Annotated in this window: 20 protein-coding genes; 8 read left to right on the forward strand and 12 right to left on the reverse strand. The window is 58.5% G+C overall.

The features are described from left to right. Window positions 1–32 precede the first annotated feature (32 nt). Window positions 33–1,946: a translational GTPase TypA gene (gene typA / locus HMPREF3130_RS05935; protein ID WP_070429521.1), complete on the reverse strand. Its 1,914-nt coding sequence runs from the start codon at window positions 1,944–1,946 to the stop codon at window positions 33–35. A 635-nt stretch (window positions 1,947–2,581) separates the two neighbouring features. On the opposite strand from typA, the gene HMPREF3130_RS05940 reads away from it, so the two are divergent. The 5 genes from HMPREF3130_RS05940 to HMPREF3130_RS05960 all read left to right on the forward strand — a co-directional run bounded on the left by HMPREF3130_RS05940 (window position 2,582) and on the right by HMPREF3130_RS05960 (window position 6,578). Further along, entirely contained in the window at window positions 2,582–3,274 is a 693-nt protein-coding gene (locus HMPREF3130_RS05940) for an Rv1157c family protein (RefSeq protein WP_016422388.1), read from the forward strand. A gap of 96 nt (window positions 3,275–3,370) precedes the next feature. Next, on the forward strand, window positions 3,371–4,015 hold the full coding sequence (locus HMPREF3130_RS05945) for a ribonuclease FAU-1 family protein (RefSeq protein ID WP_070429522.1): 645 nt from the start codon (window positions 3,371–3,373) through the stop codon (window positions 4,013–4,015). Between the two features lie 30 nt (window positions 4,016–4,045). Then, entirely contained in the window at window positions 4,046–4,657 is a 612-nt protein-coding gene (locus HMPREF3130_RS05950) for a suppressor of fused domain protein (RefSeq protein WP_070429523.1), read from the forward strand. Window positions 4,658–4,764: 107 nt separating this feature from the next. Next, window positions 4,765–5,262 carry a hypothetical protein gene (locus HMPREF3130_RS05955; RefSeq protein WP_070429524.1) on the forward strand — a complete coding sequence of 166 codons (498 nt, stop codon included), beginning with the start codon at window positions 4,765–4,767 and terminating at the stop codon, window positions 5,260–5,262. Between the two features lie 83 nt (window positions 5,263–5,345). After that, on the forward strand, window positions 5,346–6,578 hold the full coding sequence (locus tag HMPREF3130_RS05960; protein ID WP_070429525.1) for an amidohydrolase: 1,233 nt from the start codon (window positions 5,346–5,348) through the stop codon (window positions 6,576–6,578). A gap of 420 nt (window positions 6,579–6,998) precedes the next feature. Here HMPREF3130_RS05960 and HMPREF3130_RS05965 read toward each other — a convergent pair whose 3' ends face one another. The 6 genes from HMPREF3130_RS05965 to HMPREF3130_RS05990 all read right to left on the reverse strand — a co-directional run bounded on the left by HMPREF3130_RS05965 (window position 6,999) and on the right by HMPREF3130_RS05990 (window position 12,719). Beyond that, window positions 6,999–8,183 carry an acyl-CoA dehydrogenase family protein gene (locus tag HMPREF3130_RS05965; RefSeq protein ID WP_016422383.1) on the reverse strand — a complete coding sequence of 395 codons (1,185 nt, stop codon included), beginning with the start codon at window positions 8,181–8,183 and terminating at the stop codon, window positions 6,999–7,001. Between the two features lie 107 nt (window positions 8,184–8,290). After that, window positions 8,291–9,136: a YdcF family protein gene (locus HMPREF3130_RS05970; RefSeq protein ID WP_070429526.1), complete on the reverse strand. Its 846-nt coding sequence runs from the start codon at window positions 9,134–9,136 to the stop codon at window positions 8,291–8,293. Continuing rightward, on the reverse strand, window positions 9,136–9,651 hold the full coding sequence (locus tag HMPREF3130_RS05975; RefSeq protein ID WP_016422381.1) for a nucleoside/nucleotide kinase family protein: 516 nt from the start codon (window positions 9,649–9,651) through the stop codon (window positions 9,136–9,138). The genes HMPREF3130_RS05970 and HMPREF3130_RS05975 overlap by 1 nt, the downstream gene beginning before the upstream one ends. Window positions 9,652–9,670: 19 nt before the next feature. Further along, a complete protein-coding gene (locus HMPREF3130_RS05980) occupies window positions 9,671–10,441 on the reverse strand; it encodes an energy-coupling factor transporter transmembrane component T family protein (RefSeq protein WP_042389227.1) in 771 nt (256 codons plus the stop codon). Between the two features lie 44 nt (window positions 10,442–10,485). After that, entirely contained in the window at window positions 10,486–12,102 is a 1,617-nt protein-coding gene (locus HMPREF3130_RS05985; protein ID WP_070429527.1) for an ABC transporter ATP-binding protein, read from the reverse strand. 8 nt (window positions 12,103–12,110) lie between these two features. Further along, window positions 12,111–12,719, reverse strand: a complete 609-nt coding sequence (locus HMPREF3130_RS05990) for an ECF transporter S component (RefSeq protein WP_049189346.1) — start codon at window positions 12,717–12,719, stop codon at window positions 12,111–12,113. Between the two features lie 157 nt (window positions 12,720–12,876). Between HMPREF3130_RS05990 and HMPREF3130_RS05995 the strand changes: the two genes are divergently transcribed. Beyond that, window positions 12,877–14,928: a DUF2339 domain-containing protein gene (locus HMPREF3130_RS05995; RefSeq protein ID WP_070429528.1), complete on the forward strand. Its 2,052-nt coding sequence runs from the start codon at window positions 12,877–12,879 to the stop codon at window positions 14,926–14,928. Window positions 14,929–15,017: 89 nt separating this feature from the next. Then, window positions 15,018–15,215, forward strand: a complete 198-nt coding sequence (locus HMPREF3130_RS06000; protein ID WP_048732925.1) for a hypothetical protein — start codon at window positions 15,018–15,020, stop codon at window positions 15,213–15,215. A gap of 156 nt (window positions 15,216–15,371) precedes the next feature. Here the strand turns inward: HMPREF3130_RS06000 and HMPREF3130_RS06005 are convergent, their stop codons facing one another. The 3 genes from HMPREF3130_RS06005 to HMPREF3130_RS06015 form a co-directional block, all read right to left on the reverse strand. Further along, window positions 15,372–16,712 carry an alpha-amylase family protein gene (locus HMPREF3130_RS06005; RefSeq protein WP_070429529.1) on the reverse strand — a complete coding sequence of 447 codons (1,341 nt, stop codon included), beginning with the start codon at window positions 16,710–16,712 and terminating at the stop codon, window positions 15,372–15,374. Between the two features lie 4 nt (window positions 16,713–16,716). Next, window positions 16,717–18,129, reverse strand: coding sequence for a M20 metallopeptidase family protein (locus HMPREF3130_RS06010; RefSeq protein WP_048732929.1), 1,413 nt, complete (start codon window positions 18,127–18,129; stop codon window positions 16,717–16,719). Window positions 18,130–18,264: 135 nt separating this feature from the next. Next, on the reverse strand, window positions 18,265–19,647 hold the full coding sequence (locus HMPREF3130_RS06015; RefSeq protein ID WP_070429530.1) for a M18 family aminopeptidase: 1,383 nt from the start codon (window positions 19,645–19,647) through the stop codon (window positions 18,265–18,267). 282 nt (window positions 19,648–19,929) lie between these two features. Between HMPREF3130_RS06015 and HMPREF3130_RS06020 the strand changes: the two genes are divergently transcribed. Beyond that, window positions 19,930–20,127, forward strand: a complete 198-nt coding sequence (locus tag HMPREF3130_RS06020) for a hypothetical protein (protein WP_049180842.1) — start codon at window positions 19,930–19,932, stop codon at window positions 20,125–20,127. Window positions 20,128–20,129: 2 nt separating this feature from the next. Here the strand turns inward: HMPREF3130_RS06020 and HMPREF3130_RS06025 are convergent, their stop codons facing one another. Beyond that, window positions 20,130–21,635, reverse strand: coding sequence for a glycosyltransferase family 87 protein (locus HMPREF3130_RS06025; protein WP_246815119.1), 1,506 nt, complete (start codon window positions 21,633–21,635; stop codon window positions 20,130–20,132). Window positions 21,636–21,785: 150 nt separating this feature from the next. Beyond that, window positions 21,786–22,769 carry an HtaA protein gene (locus tag HMPREF3130_RS06030; RefSeq protein ID WP_246815120.1) on the reverse strand — a complete coding sequence of 328 codons (984 nt, stop codon included), beginning with the start codon at window positions 22,767–22,769 and terminating at the stop codon, window positions 21,786–21,788. Window positions 22,770–22,976 lie beyond the last annotated feature (207 nt).

Genomic DNA, 22,976 nt, shown 5'->3' on the forward strand with positions numbered 1-22,976 from the left:
TTTCAGGTGGCCCAGTCCCCTAGCAACCCGAATTACTTCTTATTCATGGCCTTCGCGCGGGAACGAGCGCGAGCGCGATCGGTGGCGCTGAGGATCTGCTTGCGTACGCGAATGCCCTCCGGGGTGACCTCAACACATTCGTCAGCGCCACAGAACTCCATAGCCTCATCGAGGGAAAGCTTGTGCGCCTTCTCCAGAGTCACGGTCGCATCAGCCGAGGCTGCGCGCATATTGGTCAGCTTCTTTTCCTTGGTGATGTTGATGTCCATGTCCTCATCACGCGGATTCTGGCCAACGACCATGCCCTCGTAAGCCTGGTCACCCGGCTCGACGAAGAAGGTACCGCGGTCAGAAAGCTGAATCAGCGCGTAAGCGGTGATCTGGCCAGTACGGTCAGCGACCAACGATCCTGTCGGACGATCCTTAATCTCGCCTGCCCACTCGCCGTAACCGGCCGAGTAGTGATTGGCGATACCGGTGCCCTTGGTCTCCGTCATGAAAGTAGTGCGGAAGCCAATCAGACCGCGGGACGGAATGAGGAACTCCATGCGCACCCAACCGGTGCCCTGGTTACCCATCTGCTCCATGCGCCCCTTACGAGCCGCCATCAGCTGAGTGACAGCACCCAGGTGCTCTTCTGGAACATCGATGGTCAGGTGCTCGTACGGCTCCTGAACCTTGCCGTCGACGGTCTTGGTAACAACCTGCGGCTTACCGACGGTCAGCTCAAAGCCCTCACGACGCATAGTTTCAACCAGAACGGACAGCGCCATTTCACCACGGCCCTGCACCTCCCAGGCATCCGGGCGCTCGGTCGGCAGCACGCGCAGTGAGACGTTACCAATCAGCTCCTGGTCCAGGCGGGCCTTGACCATACGAGCAGTCAGCTTATCGCCACCCCCCTGGCCTGCCAGTGGCGAGGTGTTCACACCGATGGTCATGGAAATAGCCGGCTCATCGACCAGGATGCGCGGCAGCGGGTCCGGGTGCTCGACATCACAGAGAGAGTCACCGATCATGACCTCGTCGATACCGGAGATAGCGGCGATGTCACCTGCAATGGCCTCTTCAGCAGGAACGCGGGTCACGCCGACGGTACGCAGCAGCTCTGCAACCTTCGCGTTCTTGACATGCTCATTGCCCTCGGAATCGTAGTGAATCCACGAAATCTGCTGTCCCTTGCGGATACGGCCCTTGTGGATACGAATCAGACCAATTCGACCAAGGAAGGAGCTGGAGTCCAGGTTGGTCACCTGCGCCTGCAGCGGGGCATCGATCTCAGCGGACGGCTCCGGGAGCACCTCGGTGATGACGTCGAACAGCGGCTGCAGGTTCTCGGACTCCGGCAGGTTGCCGTTACCCGGGTTCTCGGTCGAAGCCTTACCGGCACGACCAGAGGCATAGAGAACCGGCAGCTCAAGGTTGCGCTCAGCGACCTCTGCAGCTTCCGGGTCTTCCAGGGTGGAGGCTAGCTCTAGCAGCAGATCCTGTGCTTCCTCGACAACCTCGTCGATACGCGCATCTGGGCGGTCAGTCTTATTGACCACAATAATCACCGGCATGCAGGCAGCAAGCGCCTTGCCCAGGACGAAGCGGGTCTGCGGCAGCGGACCTTCAGAGGAGTCGATCAACAGCACGACGCCGTCAACCATGGACAGTGCGCGCTCCACCTCGCCACCAAAGTCGGCGTGACCAGGGGTGTCAATGACGTTGATGATGAGGTCTTCGCCGTTCTTGCCCTCACCTTTTCGGCGAATAGCGGTGTTCTTCGCCAAGATGGTGATGCCCTTTTCCTTTTCAAGGTCACCAGAGTCCATCACTCGGTCTGCAACTTCTTCGTGGTCGCTGAAAACGCCGGACTGCTCCAGCATGGCGTTCACGAGAGTGGTCTTGCCATGGTCGACGTGTGCGACAATGGCGACATTACGGAACTCGGTATCGCTCACAGGCGGATAGCTCCTAACAAGCTAAGAGGACTAAAAGAAAAAGATACGGCCTTGCTCTAAAGGACTGTCTTTACGACTGCCTTTAACGCCCCGCATCAACGCGTAATAAAGCGTTCTACAGTGTACTCCTTCTTAATGCCCCTGCACATCTGGCAGAGATTCTCGCAACCCCGAGCACCTATCCGTCATGCAAAGTGGCACTGCCGCGCCACCCTTAGGGATAAATTACCCCCTTACTGCACCCCCGCTTTACCGACAGCCATAACGGCATATCCGCCAGCGCCACAACGCTTCACGACGGCAATCTCTCAGCCCACCATGTGATAGATGTGACCAAATGCCATAGTTGTAACCCCACGGGATGAGACTTGACTTCACCCGCTTACACACTGCGAAACACCATTAACCCCATACATACACATTTCGCCTCAATTTTCACAATCATCTCGTTCTACATCAAAAATCACTCTAATTAACTTGCGACACACGGGAATCCGTGCGTTAATCTCCTGAGAAGATTCTGAACATTTCTTTTTCAAATCTTTCCATTTCACGTTGGAGTCGTTCTAAGATGAGCAACGATTCCGAAATTTTGATTCCGACTCCAATAGCCCACGAATGAGAGGTTCTTCACCGTGGTTTCGACTGGACGCTCCTTCCTGCGCCGTGCCGCAGCGACCTTGGGTGCAGCTGCAATTCTCACTGCGGGCATGACTCCCGCCGCTTCTGCTTCCCCGTCGCTGGACTCCCTGAACATCGCTTCGCCGAATCTCTACGGCAACGCGCGCGACATCATTAACTCCCCAGGCGTTCCTGAGGAAATTTCCAGCGCACTGAACAAGGGAATTGACTTCCTGACTGGTGAGGGCGAGGGCGAGCCGGGCTTCAAGGTTCCGGAAGGTGCCCCGAAGACCAACCAGTTCCTGCTGCCTACTGTTGCCGACAAGTGCATCGGCGGCGAAGGTCGTTCCTTCGGCCTGGCCACTACCGTTCCGGGCCCGGCAGACCTGCCTCTGCCAGGTGTTCCAGAAAACCAGCTTGGCTTCATTTTCACTGGCCTGGGCACCAAGCAGCTGGCTAAGCAGCAGGACACAGAGATGAATGTCTACTGGGTCAACGTTGCTAACGGCAAGTACGGCAAGACCACCCTGGAGAACAACGGCATCAACGCCGAGGAGGGCCCGGGCGCTGTCAACGGCACCGCTGACACGGGCAAGGGCGTGGTCATCGCTGTCATGCAGGGCGGTATCACCACTCAGGAAGAGCCTGGTCCGACCAACTGCAGCTACACTCCGACCGCCGGTGTCTTCCCGGTCGGCCTGAACTAAGTTTTTCTAGTTCTCCCCTAGCCCTTTTTGCATCACGTATGCAGAAAGGGCTTTTCTATGCCCAAAAAGGCAACCCCTACACGTTAAGGTATTCGCATGTCCACTTCACCGGCCACTTCGGCTTCGACCGCGGCAGCTCCTGCACTCTCCCCAATTCGCTCGAGTCAGGACACACATCCTCCGAAAGTCGAGACCTTTGACCTACGTGAAATGGTCAACACCGACCCCAAGGGCTTTCGGCGCAATGTCGACGAGTTCCGAACTCTCACTCCCAGCCGCCTTTATATGCGCCGTGGGATGGATCATCCAAAGTTTGGATATCTAGAGTCATTCCTGCTTGCCGACGAGGGGTTGCGCATCAGCATTTATCACTTCCGCCCGGGCGTGAAGGTGGAACACCAACGCTACGTCGATATTGTCAGCATCGACCGGACTGATCCGCAGTGCTGGCGTATGACCGATTTGTATCTCGACATCCTGCAGGCACCGACCGATCCTGAGGCCATAGCTCCCCTACCTGTCGATGCGACCACACAGATTCGCGTTGAAGATGTCGACGAGCTCGTCGCGGCCCACACTCAAGGGCTGATTAGCGATGAACTCACCGAATTCGCTATCGAGACCACACTGACTGCACGCGCCGCAATCGCTGCACACGGTGACAACATTGATGCGTGGATGCAGACTTTGAACCTCGATGCGACGTGGGCTGATGCCGTTGAGCTTTCGCCTGCGGCCTAGACCGACCACCTCAACAAAGGAGTACCGCCCGTGTTCGATAACTTAACCGGCCCCATTCCTCCCACCGGCCCTGATAGCAATGCGATTATCAAAGCCGTCCGAGCAGCATTTACCTCCTACTTTGAAGAGTCCGACCCCGGCGAAGCCCAGCTGACCTTCCTTGGCTCTGCGCCACTGAAGATGCTTCGCTTCGGGCCTGACACAGACCGGATCGTCACCTACGCGACACTGGGCTGCAGTGCCGAGGCGATGCAGGATCCGTCCGCAATGGTGGTGGACACTAACTCTGGCCCGCGCGCCGAGCTCATCTTGCCTATTCGTGGTGGACTGGACGAAGTCATCCGCCCGCTGGGTATTCTTGCCGCTTCCCCAAGCATCGAAGGCCTCATCCTGACCGAGGGGGCACTAATCGACTTCGGCCAGCCACTGTGGGATCAGTCGCGCTTCACCGGTTTTGTGCTGCTCAAGGCAGAAATCCCGCCGGTCGCGGTGGAGGAAACCGAAGTCACGATGTTCCAGCCGGTCCCGGCCACGACCAACGAATTTGCCCTTGCTCGCGCTAAGGGCGTTGACGAACTGCGTCGCGTGTGGGAAACCCAAGGTGTCGACTTCACCGATCCGCACCGCACCAGCGCTGTATAGAAGTTAGCTTTTGTAGGGGTTGCCGGTTTTCTGCTCGTCGGCAAGCGATAAGTGCAACCTAGCAGTGACGTTTCGCGCCGCGACAGCGTGGTTTAGAGTATGGAATTATGGCAGTCAATTCGGCTAAAGACGTTCCTTTCCATGCGGCGCAGTCCTTTCGGTGGTGGCGGCTGGCGGTATATGTTTACGTCCCAGCACTAATCCTGACCGTGGTCAGTTCCCTATTGGAATGGGATGCGACTGTTACGGAAGCGGCAAAGGCCAACAACATCGAGGTTTCTGCTGCTCAGACCAGCTTGGCCGTGAGCTTCGCGTTCGCGATTATCACGCAGACGGCAACGGCGATTGCGTGCTGGTGGCTTGCTGGCAAACTCCTTGAAGGATCGACTGCAGCACGCACGGTGCTGTCCGTGGCGGCGGCAGTTTTTGTCATTAATGCATCAATGACGCTGGTCGGAACGATTTCCCAGGTACGCTCCGGAGACTCGTCGGCGCTCGGTTTGATTACAGCTGGCCTGCTGATCGTTGCCTCTATCATCGCCGCAACGGCAACCGCCCAGTCCTACCGCGGCGAGCGAAACCAGAAGTTCTTTGTGACGACGTAGGCAGCTCTTAGAGGTTTGGGGCGGGACGGGGGATGCCTTCCAGGGCCTCCACCGTCCGCTTTAGGTCGGCGTACATTTTAGGTATGCCCACTAATACTGAGAGCGCCAGAAAGATTCTGAATGGTCTCGCGTCCACCCAGTCCCAGCGCGAGGAACTGTACAAGTATTTCCACCAGCACCCTGAGCTTTCCATGCAGGAGCACAGCACTGCGGACCGGATTATTCAGGAGCTCGAATCTTCGGGTATTTCCACACATCGCGTCGGAGGCACCGGCGTCGTTGCCATTATTGAGAACGGTGCCGGGCCGATTGTGGCTATGCGCGCAGACATTGATGCGCTACCGGTGAAGGAGACTTCCGGCAAAGACTACGCCTCCACAGCAACGCAGATTGATGAAAAGACCGGCACAGAGGTCCCCGTCGCCCACGCCTGTGGCCACGACTTCCACCTGATGTCTTTGCTCACAGCGCTGCAGGCTTTCAACGAAAACCTTGATCAGTGGTCTGGCACATTCATCGGTATTTTCCAACCCGCTGAAGAAACCGCCGAAGGTGCACGCGCAATGCTGGCGGCAGACCTGGAGAAGGCTATTCCGCGTCCCGATGTTTATCTCGGTCAACACGTACTAGCTAGCTTGCCCGGCGGCTATGTGGGCACTCGCCGGGGGCCAGTTCTCTCCTCTGCATTCTCGGTCAAAGTCACTGTGTACGGTAATGGCTCCCATGGATCCATGCCGGAGCTCAGTGTCGATCCCGTTGTCTTGGCATCCACCATTGTGATGCGTCTTCAGACGATTGTCTCGCGTGAGGTAGCGGCCACCGAGACCGCAGTGGTGACCGTTGGTGCGATTCAAGCGGGAACTAAGTCCAACATCATTCCTGACTCCGCAGAGCTGCTCATCAACACTCGTGCCTACAACAGCGCCGTGACCGAACACCTCAAAGAGGCAATCGAGCGCATTGTACGAGCAGAGTGCGTTGCTGCCCGCAGCCCTCAAGACCCGCAGTTCACTTACTACGACCGCTATCCCCTCACGAATAATGACGGGGATGCCACGAATACTGTGCGTGAGGCATTCGACGCGTACTTCGGTGAAGAAGTCTCCGACTTGGACGCAGTGCCCGCCTCTGAAGATTTCTCAATCATCCCCGATGCGCTTGGCGTGCCATATACGTACTGGGGGCTCGGCGGTTTCGCGGATGAGAGCAGCGCTGTTGGCAACCACAACCCAGCTTTCGCCCCTGACCTCCAACCCACTCTTGACCGGGGAGCAGAGGCAATCGTTGTAGCGGCCTGTGCTTGGTTGGCGAAATGAGGGTGTGATCAGCGAGGCTGATGCGTGCGGCTGCTGGCGAGCTGGTGGATGGTGTAGTGCCGGACTCGTGCGGGGCTCGTGCGGGACTCGTGCGGTGCTCGTGCGGGACGGCCGAAAAACCGGGGGTTAAGAGAAAAGTAGACCCCGGTGCACGCCGATTGGACACGCTTCTTGCTACTTAACGCAAAATTTACGGGCTGCAAATGTGAAACTGTGTGAGTTTATGACACTTTGAAGCCGTTTTTCGGGCCATTTCTGTCATAAACGCAGTCAGTAACTCGCATCGCCCCAACGCCGCCGACCATAAACGCAGTCACTAGCGCGCGTTGGGGTTAATAGACGAATTCTGAGTGACGCGGCGGCATGAAAAAGCCCCCGCCTTGGTACTTGGTAGCGAGGGCTTAGCGTTTACGCTGGTGATTAGCGCTTCTGTGCGTCTGCGAGAATCTGGCGACCTGCGACCATGCGGCAAATCTGGTTAGTGCCCTCGTAGATCTGGGTGATCTTGGCGTCACGCATCATGCGCTCAACCGGGAAGTCACGGGTGAAGCCGTAACCGCCGAGCAGCTGCACGGCATCGGTGGTGACCTGCATAGCAACGTCAGAGGCGAAGGTCTTGGCGTTTGCGGCCATCAGACCCAGGCGAGCGCCGCCCTCAGCGGTGCCACGCTCAGCGTTAGCGGCTGCGGTGTAGACCATGAGACGAGCAGCGTCAATCTTCATACGCATGTCAGCCAGCATGAACTGGGTGTTCTGGAAAGCAGCAATCGGCTTGCCGAACTGCTGGCGCTCCTGCACGTAACCAACAGCGTAGTCGTATGCACCCTGCGCGATGCCCAGTGCCTGTGCACCAATAGTCGGGCGGGTGTGGTCCAGGGTCTCCAGGGCAGTCTTGAAACCGGTGCCCTCTTCGCCGATGATGCGGTCAGCCGGGATACGGCAGTTTTCGAAGTACAGCTCCGCAGTCGGGGAACCCTTGATACCCAGCTTGTGCTCCAGGCCACCGACGCGGAAGCCCTCGTCGTCCTTGTGGACCATGAATGCAGAGATGCCGTTGGCACCCTTCTCCGGGTCGGTAACAGCCATGACGGTGTACCAGGTGGAGCGGCCACCGTTAGTGATGAAGCACTTGGAGCCGTTGAGGACCCACTCATCGCCCTCACGGACCGCGCGGGTCTTCATGGAACCGGCATCCGAACCAGCCTCACGCTCAGTCAGTGCGTAGGAAGCCATTTCACCGTTGGCGATGTCCGGCAGGACCTTGCTCTTCAGCTCGTCGGAGCCCTTGAGGATCAAGCCCATGGTGCCCAGCTTGTTCACAGCCGGGATAAGAGAAGCCGAGCCACAGACACGAGCAACTTCCTCAATGACAATGCAGGCCGCAACCGAGTCCGCACCCTGGCCACCGAACTGCTCCGGCACGTGGACGGCGTTGAAGCCGGCCTCGTTGAGAGCCTTCAGGGCCTCCTCCGGGAAACGCTCGTTCTCATCGACGTCCGCTGCGTACGGAGCAATCTGCTTCTCCGCCAGATCACGGATAACGGCGCGGAGCTCCTGGTGCTCCTCTGGCAGCTGGAACAGGTCGAATCCTGGGGTCAAAGCCATGTGGGTGTTCCTCCCGATTTAATGATTCCGATGTCGTGTTCGATATCGCGCTCTACGCATTTCTACGCAGCACTATCACCGCACGACGTATTTATCTTCGTTCGATACTAGTGGCTAACGCTTCGCGCTACCCGCGAAATTCGTAAAATTCTCGCGTTGCCGCTCGGCGCCCACAGAATAAACTGCGCGAGGAATTCCCGCAGCAGCGATGTCGCCCAGTACCTCAACGGCGTATAGGCCCCGACGACACACCAGGATTCCAGCCCCCGTTCGCGCATGAGCTTCGCTACCCGTGGCGCATGAAAATCACTGGTCACAACAACCGTTCCAGCGCTCAACGCACCGTCCATGCCGCGCATCAATTCGCACGCATAGTCAATGTTTTCCGACGTATTCGTCGATTGGTCCTCGGGGATCAACTCGATGTCGCCACGCTTTACGACGTCCCCAGCGTTCGCCTCCAACCACTCCACCATGGCGTCCGCTTCGGAGCAGGTGGCATCTGTCACCGCTTCACTGCCGACCCCACCGGAGCAGATGATTCGCTCGGTTCGCTCATCACACGCTGAGACTGCTCGCTGTAATCTTCTGGCCAGCAGGGCCGAGGGCCGATTGTTCTTCAATCCGCATCCCAGCACAACCACGGTGTGTGGCGGCAGAGTTGGTTTTTTGGCTGCACATCGAAGACGAACGGCCTCGAAAACGATCGCTGCGGCTCCTGGTACTGCGAGGCCGGCGAGCAGGGGCGTCGTCAAGCGATGCGATGCGCGAGCGTAGTAGGCGCGGTAGCTGGCCAGTGTCCACGCGGCACCTACTGTGGGAAGAACCCACCGCGGAGGTCTGCGATTGGGCAGGCGTGGTGGGCGTAGCTCCGAATTAGCGGCGACGCGTAGTCCGCCGACGAGGAGCATGGAACCGAAGCCTGCACCGAGGCACGCGAGTGTTTTTCTCATCAGAGCTTCCACGTTAACTGTTCTGGAACGTTGATGGTCCAGTCGACGAGCTGTTGCGGATTGTGCTTCGCCATATGCTGGGATTCCTGCTCGGCCCACATGTCCCAGTGTTCCTCGAAGTGGTCGTCGCGAGCCATGGCACGGGCAAATCGAGTCTGCGTGTCCAGCTCTACCCAGACTCCCCAGGCGTTGCCGTCGCCGATGGCGCGGGCAGCGGCAAGGTTAGCTTCAGTGACAGCGCCACAGCCTTCGACGATGAGCGAGGAGTCCGGTGGCGTGGGGACCCACTCGGCGAATTCACTGGCGTACCAGTCCCAACGGCGATACCCGCGCTTGTCGGCCGGTAGAGCGGGGTTCAAAATGGTCTCCGCGACTTCGGCCGATGCTTTCTGCAGGCCGGACCAGCCCGGATAGACATCCTCCAAGTGGATAACTGGCCAACCGAGGATACTGTGCAACTTTGCCGAAAAGGTGGTTTTGCCACTGCCGGAACGGCCATCGATAAGCAGAATCATCGTGATCGAAATGCCTTTGCTACGCCACGCCCAGGAAGCGGAACTCCCCGGCCCACACGGAAATACCGATTGCTGCGACGGCGATGGCAAGGCAGGCGGCCATGGTGACATAGTCACGCGCGGCCAATGTCGAGGTGTGCCACCACGTACGCTTAATCGGTGCACCAAAGCCGCGGGCTTCCATGGCTGTAGCCAGTTTGGTGCCGCGGCGCAGCGCGAACACCAGCAGAGCGAACACCTGAGAAGTAGTGCGGCGGATTGCACCGTGGTCACCCAAACCGCGTGCGCGACGGGCTCGGGTCAGCGCCTGCCAATCGCTGATGAACAGGCCGACGAGCCGCAGACTCGCCACCGTTGCCAGCACAAAGCGGCTGGGCAGCTTGAGAATCTGCGCCAGCCCATTGCCCAGATCGGTGGGGTCGATATTGGCTGTCAACACGACAACTGGAGTACCGATAGCCAGCACACGCAACATAATCGCGATGGCCAGGGAAATAGAATTATCCGTCACATGCGCAAGCAGGAAGGAGAAATACTCTTTGCCCTCCGGGTTGCCGTAGAGCGCCATCGAGATTCCAGAGATGGGCGCGGCGATAAGAAGTGGCAGGCTGCGTCCTAGAAAACGACGAAAACCCAAACCCGACAGCGGCACCAAGAAAAGCGTGCAGACAAGCGCAACCACTGCGGAGACCCAGTCGATGGAAATCAGCAGCGGTGTGGTGAGCAAGAATAGGCCCAGTACTCTCGCCACCGGGTTGACCGTCGCGAGGAAAGGCTGCTTACTCGAAATAGCGCTCTGCGTACCTTCAGCCGTACCGGCGGAACCGACTTCAGTCACGATTTCCCTCCTGCTTCGCCCTGGCCGCGCGCACCGCTAGTGCGGCTCGGACCGGCCTGCTCCCCTGAACCACGCTGTCCCGGCGCCGCACGGCCTGACCGCTCCGGATGAAACGAATCCATGTCGATGACGTAGTCCCCCATCGCTTGTACCACCAATGGATCGTGGGTAATCGAGATAACAGTTCGGCCGTCGTCAGCAAGTTGGCGAAGCAAAGTGAGCAGCTCGGTGAATGTCCGGCGGTCTTGGCCGAACGTCGGTTCGTCGAGAAGCACAATATCCGGCGCTGTCGCCAGAATGGTCGCCACCGACAGACGTCGCTTCTCACCGCCCGAGAGTGAGAACGGATTCGCCTTGGTCAGAGCCGTTAGCCGCAGCCGCTCAAGTAATTCCTCGATGCGCTTATCAGCGTTGACACCGACAAGCTTCGGTCCAAGCTGCAACTCTTCCAGCACTGTGCCGGTGACAAATTGATGCTCGGGGTCTTGGAAGACCGTGCCAATCCGAGTAGCCAACTTCTTCGACGGCCATTTCCACGGCGCACTACCGCTGCCGGCCACTTGGACCGTGCCCGCCATCGGCTCAAGCAGGCCGCCGAGCGTCAGCGCTAACGTGGACTTCCCGCTGCCGTTGTGACCAACGATGCAGGTGGAAGCTTCGGATGGGATAGAAACGGATACTCCGCGAGCAATAGGCTCAACAGTTTCGCTACCCCTGAACCACGACTTCTTCGCGCCATAGCCGATGTCCAGATCGCGGGTTTCGATCGCGATGTCACCGCTAGGGTGCCCGTCCTGGTCGCAGGCAACTGAACGCGCATCCGGCAGCGCGGGCGGAGCACCCGGAATCCACACCCCAGCATCCGTCAGAGCCTGCCCGTAGTCTTCCAAGACCCGATGCGGTGCACCATCGGCAATCACACCTCCGCGACCCAGCACGATGATGCGGTCGACCACATCGACCCACGCATCCACTCGATGCTCGACCACAATCAGTGCCGCACCGGTCCTCTCCGCCGCGGTAATCGCAGCATCGCGTAGTACCGGCACACCGGCCGGGTCGATGTTGGCCGTCGGCTCGTCCAAACAAATGACCCGTGCGCCCATTGCCAGCACACCTGCCAATGCGAGGCGCTGCTTCTGCCCACCCGAAAGTCTGTGCGTGGGATGATCCAGCGGCAAATCCAGCCCCACCAAATCCAGGCTGGCGCGCACTCGGTTGCCAATCTCAGCTGGGGCAACGCCCAGGTTTTCCGCACCAAAGGCAACATCGTCGCCAACGCGAGCACTAATCGTCTGCGAGTCAGGGTCTTGCAGCACCAAGCCCACCGCGCCCCGTGCGGAAGCAGGAGTACGACCTTCAATCAGGAGCTTTCCGGTGGCTTCGCCATCGGAGTCGTCGCCAAGCACGCCAGCAATAGCGGCGAGCAGCGTCGACTTCCCCATCCCCGACGCGCCGAGCAACAGCACCTTTTCACCGCGCTCGATGTCCAGCGTGATGTCGTTCAGTACCGCAGCTTTGCGCCCCGCGTGCCGATATCCGAACCCCCGCGCGCTCACCGCAGGGACATTTCCGCTTGACGACGGCCCCCGCGTCAACGCCTCATCTGTCATCGATTTTCCTAGACGTCGTCGTGCCGCTCTCGCCCGATGGCAAAACGATCCAGCGCTCCAGTTGCCGCCAGTGCCTTAGCCAGGAAGTAAGCCAGCAGACCGGCGAGGACGGCACCCGACAGCGCCGTGGAGATCAGATAGATGACGTTGAATTCGAAAGTCTTGGCCAGGTTTCCAGTGAAAAGCTCGAAAGTCCATGCGCCAACACCTGCCATGAGACCGGAGATAACCACGGTGGCCAGGTTGTAGCTCTTATACGCCAGAATGAGGAACACCAGCTCCGCGCCGAGCCCCTGCGCCAAACCTGAGTACAGGGTGGAGATACCCCACTGGTTACCGATCAGTGCTGAAACCGTCGCCGCGATTACCTCGACGAAGATAGCTGCACCCGGCTTGCGAATGATGTACGCGCCGAGCGGACCACCGAGGAACCACATACCAGCGACCAAACCGCCAAGACCAGGAGTAAGCGCGTTGACTGCTTCATAGCCCGCACCGCCGATGATGTTCCAGATAACAAAAATCAGGCCAACGGCCACGCCGATAACAGCTGCAATGATGATGTCAATATTGCGCCACGAGAAGTTAGCGCGCGCTGCACTCGCCGATTGCGTCATCCCACTTGCTCCTATTTTTCTTTAACTCGAGCGGTATTGCTCAAACATTATTGATGTATTCATTAGCGGCGTATGAAGCCTGTGTCGACACGCCCTAAGCACTAACTTTTGCCTACCCTACCGCGCCCAGCAGATGGCCTAGATAACATAAGGAACCATGACTAAAGCCGAGCGGTCATCTACAGGAGATACCCCAACTGCCCAACCCCCCCATACGCCGACAGTCGGCGATGAGGGGACAGCCGCGGATTCCGCAGTGAAAACTGCCGAGGCCCCTGGTGCTGACAACACCGCTGAGCAGGAAAGTTCTCGCCCATACTACATGCCCACATTGACGTGGGGCGAGAGACTTGACCTGTCTGCGAAGCAATGGTGGCCTCTCATCGGAGTTGTTATTGCGATACAGCTTGTCGCTCGCATTCTGGTGCTGACTAGCCATGGTTTTTACTGGGATGACTTCATCATTGTTGGCCACCTTTACGACACCCCACTGCTGAGCAAGGACTACCTGCTTCAGGATCACGACGGGCACCTTGCACCACTGGCCTTCTTGGTGCAAGGCCTCTATCACCTCATCGCGCCGTGGAACTGGTGGCTACCGGCTATCACCATGGCCGTGATGTCGGTAGTGCTGACATACGCCACAGCTAAACTCTTTGAGCTTCTCACCGGCCGCACGCTGGTGTCTCTCTTCCTCATCACGGTCGTCGCCTGGACACCGCTGATGCTTCCGGGCGACACCTGGTGGTCGGCCGCGGCCAATTCCCAGCCGTTCCACCTAGCATTTGTGGTTTTCATGATTGTCGCTATTCGCACGACTATGCGTCGTTCCTTCGGCCCCCGCCCGTGGGAGGCCGTAGGCCTGTTCGTGCTGCTGGCCGTGGCGCTGGGATTCTTTGAGAAGTCCCTGGCTATCGCACCGATCTCCATGCTGGTTGTCGTCACGTTGGCTTACATGGAACGCAGAAATATCCTGCAGGTTCTCCGCCGTGGCCTCGTCATCTGGATCCCATCGATGCTGCTGACCGGCGCCTGGGCACTGTGGTACTACTTCGGCCCCGCCGAAACCACTGGCTTCATTTCCGACAAGCTACAGCCCGAACTGTTCTTCAACGGCCTCGGCCAGATTTTTGCCGGCATCATCGGCGGACCAACAAGCTGGGAACGCTGGGCTCCGGGACAGCCGTTTGCCTCCGCTTCGTCTCAGCTGATTACTCTCGGCGGCATTATCCTGTTGATTCTGTCTGCCACCCTCATCGGCCGCGATTACCGTGGCTGGGCTCCGTGGACGCTATCGGTGGCGTACATGTTCACCACCTTGTTCGCCATCACCCTGTTCCGCTCGGGAGAGAACACCTCTGGCGTGCTGGCGCACACTTTGCACTACTACTCTGATGTCGCGCTCGTGATCGTAATCTGCGTCGCGATCTCCCTGGCTGGACTCCCACCGAAGGACGAGGCGCCAGCGCTGCTACCGGCTCGTACGCACATTCTGATTTGGTCGCTGGGCATCGCGCTGGCTGTCACCTCCACGATTTCCGTGGTCACTTACCGCAATGCCTGGTCTGATGACATCGCAATGGAGTGGATCGGCAACACCAAGGCGTCGCTGTCCGCGCTGCGCGAGGAAGCCGATGCCGCTGGCCCCGACAAGGCGATCGACTACAATCTCATCGACCAGCCCGTCCCCTTCGAAGTTCTCGTGCCCGTCGCCGCTCCGATGAACATGTACTCGCGGGTGTTTGATGCGGTCTCCGATCGCCCGCCGTTTGAGCGCGTCACCGGTCACCCGCGCATGTTCAATACAGACGGTTCGCTTATCGACGCCAAGGTCTCCGAGGTCACCCGTGTCACCGACGGCCCTGTCGAGCAGTGTGGCCATCGCATCACAGTTGGCGAGGACGGCACCGCGTCGGAGGACATCAAGTTGGAGAACATCATCAAGCTCGGTGACTGGGTGCTTGAGTTCCCGGCCACCGCCTCCGAGGACATGGATGTGCGCCTGTCGCTCCCCAATCCTTTCGAGACTGAAGAGCAAACCCGCGGTGGTTCCACAGTCGTGAAGATGAACAACGATCTGCGACCGCGCTATGTGTACCTCAACGGTGGCGGAAATACTCTCCATGTCGATGTGGAAAAGGCGACTCCGGGGGCAACCCTATGCATCGGCGCGGGGGCGATTGGCCCCTTGGTTCCCGCAAGCCGTTAAGAATCCTCTAAGATATTGCTTTAAGATAATGTGAGAAAAGTTTATTAGCCCCTTGTAGCTATTGTTTTTCCGACAGAGGAGCCACATCCATGCGTAACCGCATCGCCGGCGCTATCGCCGCATCCGCCATTGCCGCAGCAGCCCTGGTCGCTTGCTCTCCCCCGAATCAGGTTGACTCGGACGTGAAGGTCGGCGACCAGGCCAACCCGTCGGAGACCTTCGAGCAGAAGGCCACCACTCCGGCATCCTCCGACGAGATGACTCCTGTTGAGACCGCAGAGATGTAGTCACTGCATCTGCGAAAACCGGGTTAGCTAGCAAACATAAACGCAGCCGCTACCCCTTGTGCCCACTCATCGATGGGGCGCGAAAGAATTACCGCCCGGACATTGTGTCCGGGCGGTTTTGGTTCTCCGAGGGCAGCCTAGGGCCGCCAAGAGAGCCTAGGAAAACTCAAATTCCACGTGCTCACCATTACGGATTACCGCGCTGGTTGCGCCGTTTTCCAGGTTCAGCTCGACAACAAGCGAGGGCATCTCGCCGGAAGCTCCAGTCTCGCCCAAGGCCTCGGCAGCATCGTCCACGAGCGCCGCGTCGGTTGCGGTCACGCGGTAGCGAAGAAAACCATTGCGCAATTCATCAGTCTCCACGCGAGCGGAGAGCAACCATGGGAACCGGCGTCGCACCGCAACGAGCTGCTGGTAAGCGCGGTAGAGGTCCTCACCAAGCGTAGAGAGTTCCTCCGGGCTATCCGGGAACACTGGACGGATCTGGTCGTCACCGCCGATGCGTTCCTCTTTGAGGCCGGTGTAGCCCTGTTCGTCGCCGTAGTAGACCAGCGGCACACCGGCCACGGTAAACAGCACCGTCGCCGCCAGCACGGCCTTGTCGGCCCCTACCTGCGTCGCAATGCGTGAAACATCGTGGTTTCCCACAAACGTCACCGGCACAAAAGACTCCGCGAAGGTGTTATGGCGCTTCAGAGTCCAGTCCAGCTCGAAGAAGTTTTCCTCCTTCAGCGCAGACCAGGTCGCTTTCCACAGCTCGTACTCCGTCACCGAGTCCATGCCGGACACCGACACAATCTCCGCATAGTCACCGTGGATGACCTCGCCGTAGATAAAGGCGTGCGGGTGCTCAGCACGCACTCGCGGCAAAACCTTGTGCCAGAACTGTGGGTCCACTGCGTAGGCCGCATCCAGTCGCCAGCCATCAATCCCCCGCGCCAGCCAGTAATTCATCACGTTGACGACAAAATCAACAGTCGCGTCACTGGTGTGATCGAATTCGACCAAACTCTCATGGCCCTCAAACACCGGCGCGGTCATGTCGCCATCTGAGTGAGTAAACGCAAAGAGCTGTGCTTCTTCAGAGTCAGGGTTTTCCTTCGCGGTCTTCAACGCGGGTGCCTCTGCCCCGATGTGGTTGAAAACGCCGTCGAAAAGCACTTTGATGCCACGCTCATGGGCAGCTTCGATGACAGCCTTCATGTCCTCTTCGGTACCCAGGCGCGAGTCAATGCGGTAGTAGTCCTCGGTATCGTAGCCGTGGCTAGTCGACTCGAATACTGGCGCCAGCTGCAGCACGTTGAGCCCGAGCTCCTGGACGTACGGAAGCCAGTCAATCAGTTTGCGAATTCGATTGACCGGCGCGGCGCCTCGATCCTTCTCACGGATGGGCGCTCCCACAAACCCCAGTGGATAGACGTGCCATCCAATCGCCCACTTCGACCACTCAGGTGCGGCAGCGAGCATCTTATCAGGGGCGTTGGGGGTTGTGGACATTGTCCTATGCATCCTCTCTAGGTGCCTGAGGCTGATTGGAATTATCTGATGCCGCCGCCTCAGGACTCGGTGAGGTCTCCCCCGCCGATTCGCTTGACGACGCCCGCGCCTGGCCCGCATGCGACTGTGGCGTGCCAAGGCCTGCCTTCCGCGGCCGTGGAGGCACGGAACCTGCTGCGGGCATGGTCGGAGATGTGGCAGGGCGCTCCGGCGGATGATTCTTCGACGGGTTCAGTGCATCCAGCGCGATTTGGATTTCCGTGCGCATACCATTGACCATGGCTCTCTCCACAATTTTAAACTTGGAATTGTGGAGAAAGAAGGGATTACCCGCTTCCGGGCCACCGGTGCCGAGGAACATGTAACAGCCCGGCGCTTCACGAGAAAAATAGGAGAAGTCATCCGAAGGAGCCCACGGATCGGCGGCGAACACCTTGGAGTTGCCAACTGCCTTCGTCGCCGCATGCCAGGCACGATTGACTGCAATGTCGGCGTTGACCACCATCGGGTACGGAATCTGCCAGTCGAAAGTCGCCTGTGCGCCGTGAGCTTGGCAGACGCCGTTGACGACGGCCTCGATACGCTGGCAGACAATCTCCCAGTCGGCCTCATCCACCGAGCGGATGGACACTTCCAGGTTGGCCGTATCCGGAATCACGTTGCCGGCCTCACCTGAATGCAGTGAGCCGACGTTGACGATATTCATGTGCTTCGGATCCACATCGCGGGAGACAATCGTGTTCAGCATGAGAGTCACCTCGCTGGCGATGAGCACCGGGTCAATCGACAGCTGCGGGTTCGAAGAGTGTCCGCCACGGCCACGAATCGCGATGGAGACGATGCCCGACATGGTTGTCACTCGCCCAGCGCAAATTCCCACATGCCCTACCGGATGCGGCGCGACGTGGAAGGCGTAGACCTCATCCAAGTCATCGGCGGCACCCTTGTCGACCAGCTCACGAGCACCGCCCGGCAGCATTTCTTCGGCGTGCTGGAAGATGCACAGCACCTTGCCGTGCAGTTGATCGCGCATTCCAGAGAGCACCTTCGCCGTGCCCAGCAGCATCGCCGTGTGAACATCATGCCCACAGGCGTGCATCACACCTGGCGTGCGCGAGGCGTACGGCAGTCCCGTTTCCTCCTGAATCGGCAGGGCGTCAATATCCGCGCGGTAGCCAATCACACGGCCAGTGCTGGGGTCGCCCGCTGTTCCCTCGATGACGCCAATTACGGACGTCGGGGTCAACCGGTACGTCGGGATGTCCCACTGATTGAGCAAATCCTCAATCATGTCCGAGGTCCTGTACTCCCGGAAGCTCAGCTCCGGATTCTGGTGCAGTTGGCGACGCCATGCCACCGCCTCTTCGATAGGTACTTCAAGGCGGTGCGACGGCAGGGTGTCGTTAGCATCAGTCATGGTTCATAGCATGACAGAAAATAGGCTCCACGACGAGCAGCTACGGAAATTCCCTCACCCATTTTCGCTTCACGACGGCCACAGCGCCCCGACATCTCCCCTGCTAGAGGTGACTTAAGCGCTGCCAGCGTGCTGCTAGTTTCCGGCACCCCAAAAATCCACGGTGAGTTCGGCCAACCACCATGGATCAATCGTGCCGCACATCTCACGCGCCGAGTGCATGGAGACCATCGCAGCTCCGATATCAATGGTGTCAATACCCAGTCGCGTTGCGGTGATTGGGCCGATAGTGGAGCCGCATGGCTTGTGGTTCGCAGAGACAAAATACTGCACCGGCACTTCCTGGCCAATGCGCTTAGAGGTTTCCGCTGCAATTCGGACAACCTCGGCCTGACCAGCCGCCGTGGTGGCATAGCGCTGGTTGGCATTAATCTTCAGCACTGGGCCAGCATTGAGTTCCGGCTGGTGCCCCGGCTCGTGTTCACCTGCATAGTTCGGGTGCACACCGTGTGCGCCGTCGGCAGAGAGACAGATGGAACCGCGGTAGAGCTGCTGGGTGCGTTCCAGGTCAGCGCCTGTGGCCGCTGCGATGCGGGACAGAACGTCGGCAAGCAGTGGCCCTGCAGCGCCCGTGGTGGAGGCGGACCCGACTTCCTCGTGGTCAAAAGCGACCATGACGGGAATAGTAGTTGACGTGCTCCAGTTTTGGCGGAGCAAGGCCTCGAAGGCGACCAGGGATGAGTGAACACTGAGCAGATTGTCCAGTCGGCCTGAAGCCAGGAACTCATCGTGAGCACCGAAGGTGCGCGGCTGCTGAGTGTCGAAGGAAATGAGGTCCCAGGCGACAATCTCATCGATAGACAGGCCCGCTGCATCGGCGATGACCTGGTGCACATCGGTGCCGAAGGTATCCATTCCGATAATCGGTGCAGTGTGATTCTGCTTGTGGAGCTTCAACCCCTCTTCGTTAACCGCACGATTGAGGTGGATAGCCAACTGCGGAATACGCGCGACCGGGCCGGTGCGAGCAAGGTGCTCATTGCCATTTTTATCAATTACACGACCGGCGAACTCAATTTCGCGGTCGGTCCAGCTTCCCAACAGCGCGCCGCCATAGACTTCGACGGCGACCTGTGCATAGCCTGCGGCGGAGGTGCGCGCGTTGGGCTTCACACGAAAACCGGGCGAATCCGTGTGGGAACCCACAATACGGAAACCGGTCAAATCGGCAGCCGGTGCCTCCGGGACGATCCAAGCAACGGCAGCGCCATCGCGACGCAGGACGTAGGCACCGGGTTCGCTTGGCCACTGTTCGTGCTCGTCGACGACCGTGGCACCGGCTGCACTCAGACGGTCAACGACCTGTTGTGCCGCATGAAATGAGCTTGGCGACGCAGCCACAAAATCAATTAGATCCTCAACGTGACTGAGCGCTGCCGCCGGAACGCTGCGCGATGCCGCGTCCGAGGTATCCGCCGAATCCGGAGACTCAGGGGTGAGTGCCGAAGAAATAGCCATAGCCAAACTCCTACTTCAAATTTGATTCCGCATTTCATTGTATTGGAGGGCACAACTGTATTGGAGCCCACAACTGACCGCGACCGAGTATTAAGCCGGTCCACAGTGTGATGCAGCTTTCATGTTGGGAACGGTATCCGCTTAGTCACTTTTGCCCGTTTTAACTCGATATCGGGCATATTCAGACATATAGTGGCAACCGCATCAAAGAAAACCATTTGAATACAGAAACTCTCAAACCGGAGTCCCGACCGGATTCCGACCACAGAAAGGGTTTATACCGTGAGCCTTGAAAACCTGTTCCCCCGTTCTTTCACTACCAAGCGCGCCTTCTTCTCTCAGCCGCTGCGCGAGGCTCTTGCCCGCGACACCAGCAGTGACGCTAACGCAGTCCACTTCGGCCACCAGGTTAAGAGCACCCGGAACGAGATCTACAGCGACATGTCTCCCCGTGACATCGTCTCTATGCTGAGCCGCTAAATCTAGCGCTTCCTCAAGTCGAATAAGACCATTGGCTCTGGCTGAGGAAATTTCAACGTCTCCACAGCAGCTAATTCACTGCCAAAACCAGGTCCAACCTCGCCTGTATCACCATCGCCATACCGATGTACCGCAAACGCGTGGCAGCCACCAATAACTAGCATCAATGCCAGCGTCAAGAGCATCGCGGTAATCCCCGAATACATAAATCCGCCGGTATATGGCGTAGCAGCAATCGGGTTTGTCACAGGAAACGTCAGCAGGACCACTAGCAACGCAATACCGATATACGGCCACTGTCTGGTCAATCGGGTCCGCGCCATGGCGACCAAACCGAACACAGACGTGACCAGCATCAACATGTAATGGGTCCAAAGAATCGATGAGAATGTGGCTGCAATAAGCCACGCGCCCGTGATTAGGAATTCAAACCGGTAGACCGGGTTCAACCACGCAACTGCCGTGACCATCAACACCACGCCAAGCGCAATACACAGTGGAATCGTTTTCACATGACTCGGATAATCACGAACCACTGTTACTAATAAATCAGGTTTTCCCAGGTCTGTGGCTAAAGTCGACGCCAACGACTGATTCGCACCGCCGACCAAGACCGATGAACCAATGTCGCCGATTCGATCAATCCAATCCGAAATCACCGCCATATCAACGCGGATAAACATCCAGACCGCCAGTACCGCCGTGGTGGCCAGCGACCAGAGGGCTGCGCGCCGTCGATAAGCGAAAAAGAGCATCACAGCGATGAGCGCATACGGAGTCAATTTAATGGATGCGACGATGCCGAGCACGATGCCCGCGAGCCAAGGACGAGTGCGCGAGGCAGCAAGACCATAGGCGACGCCCGCGACGATCAGCGGTGTCGTCTGACCGATCCAGAACGAATTAATAGTGGTCGGCAGAGCGAATACGCATGCGGTAACCAGCGCTGCGATACCCCAGGGCATGGTGGACCGAAACCACAGGTGGTAGGAAGCTACGACGAGGACCACGACGGCCATTCCGGAGAGAAACAGCAACCAAGCAACCGAGGTTTCAAAGCTCATGACGTGGGATATCACTCCCAGAGCCTTTGCGAACAAAGGGTTTTGCACAAAGGGATGCGTAAATGGCGCAGACACTTCCTGCGCCAGGCGTGGCCAGACCTCTCCACTCATGGCAGTGAAATCGATTGGATCGGCGTCATAAAGATGGGACTCAAGTCCCCTGTCCATAAGTAGCCCGCCTACCCAGAGCGAAGCCCAATCGTCCGGCTGAGTACGACCATTCCAGGCCAACAGCGAGGCAAGACCACCGAGCAGCGAGACCAGAATAAGAGGCCAGCTCATCACAGGCGATTGCGCCAGCGCGGGGGTCTGACTGGGTTTGCGAGCCCGCATTTTTCGCGAGACCTGTGACCGAGACTTCGCAGCAGCACGTTGCGACTCCGCAGCCTGTGACGATGCGCCATCCTGTGACACAGGTCCTTCTGCCTGACTATGCCGTCCCACGTTCCTCCTCATCGCTGGTAAGCGCCTCTATCTAATGTAGTGATTCCAATACGGCAGTGGTTACACCCCGCAAGAACCCACAAGGTATGACGGCTTACTTTGAACAAAGTGCCAGGAGGACGACAGTTGGCGGCCGTGATGGCCGGAGGACTATCGAATCTGTGAAATAGTGCCGATGGTCGTAATCAGCTGATCTCCATCGCTGTCGACCACGGCGGCTATGGGCATGCGCTCCATCTCATCCGGGCCGACATCGTAGCCCTGCGAGACCTCTGCCGTAATAATCTTTCCGGTCGGGCCTTCCTCAATGCGCGGATTACGAACGACCACATGAACCAGACTGAACTTCGCGGTGATGTGAACTTCTCCGCGGTAGCTCTCCCCTTCGACATCACTGTTGTCATTGTCGCGGGTGAATGAGACGACACCGGCCTCAGGCTCTAGGGCACCGTTCTTGGCAGTGACGCCACCACCCAGTGCGCCGAATACCTTCTCCAGCGCAGATACAGAAATTACTAAATCCTCGCTGGAGGGAGCCGGGGCATTCTTGCCCGGAGCATCCGAATAATTCAACGGGATGTAGATTTCCTCGGCCTCATTAATGGAGCCGGCTGCCGGGTAAACATAAATGCCCCAGTTTTCACCAGCTGGGGTCTCTGGCGGGTTAACAACAATGCGAGCCTCAAAGCTGCCGTCATCTGTCATCGGGGTAGCCTGACGAGCGATAGAACGTCGCATGTCGACGCCCTGGTTCGGTATCGCCTCGAGAGTTCCAGCCGGCGTGACCCAGGCAATGTTGTCGTGCGGATGTTTCCGCGACGAGGACGGAGCACCTTCACTTGGCTTCCAGGAGTCTGGGAACGCACTGTAGAGAACGTAAACGCCATTGGGCACACCCGGAGGAATTGGAAGCGGGTAACCACCACGGTTGGCCGACGGATTAAAACCACTGCCGCGAACAATGAGAACATCGCCGCGATGAACTGTGGCGCCTTCAGCTGGTGTGCCGTCCTCAAAAGTGACAGAAACTTCCGGGGATTCGACATACTGCGGATCCTGCGGCTGGAAGTTCTCCGCTGGATTAATCACATTGGGAAAGTTGTCTGGCACGATTGGCTTCGCAGTTTCAGCCATTGCTGGGGACACAAACGCTGAAAGGACCATGGCGCCGGACAGCGAAACCGCAGTAACACCTCTGCGCGCACTCTGCCTCACCGGTCGACGCTTGCCTTCTCCAACGGGCGATGATTCGGAGCCGGACGAAAGGCGAGTTTCGTGAGCCCCCGCAAGATGGCGGTGGAAATGATCGAAAGTCAAGAACTTCAGACTGTGCATACAAGC

Source organism: Corynebacterium sp. HMSC14B06 (assembly GCF_001807075.1).
GTDB classification, from domain to species: Bacteria; Actinomycetota; Actinomycetes; order Mycobacteriales; family Mycobacteriaceae; genus Corynebacterium; species Corynebacterium jeikeium_D.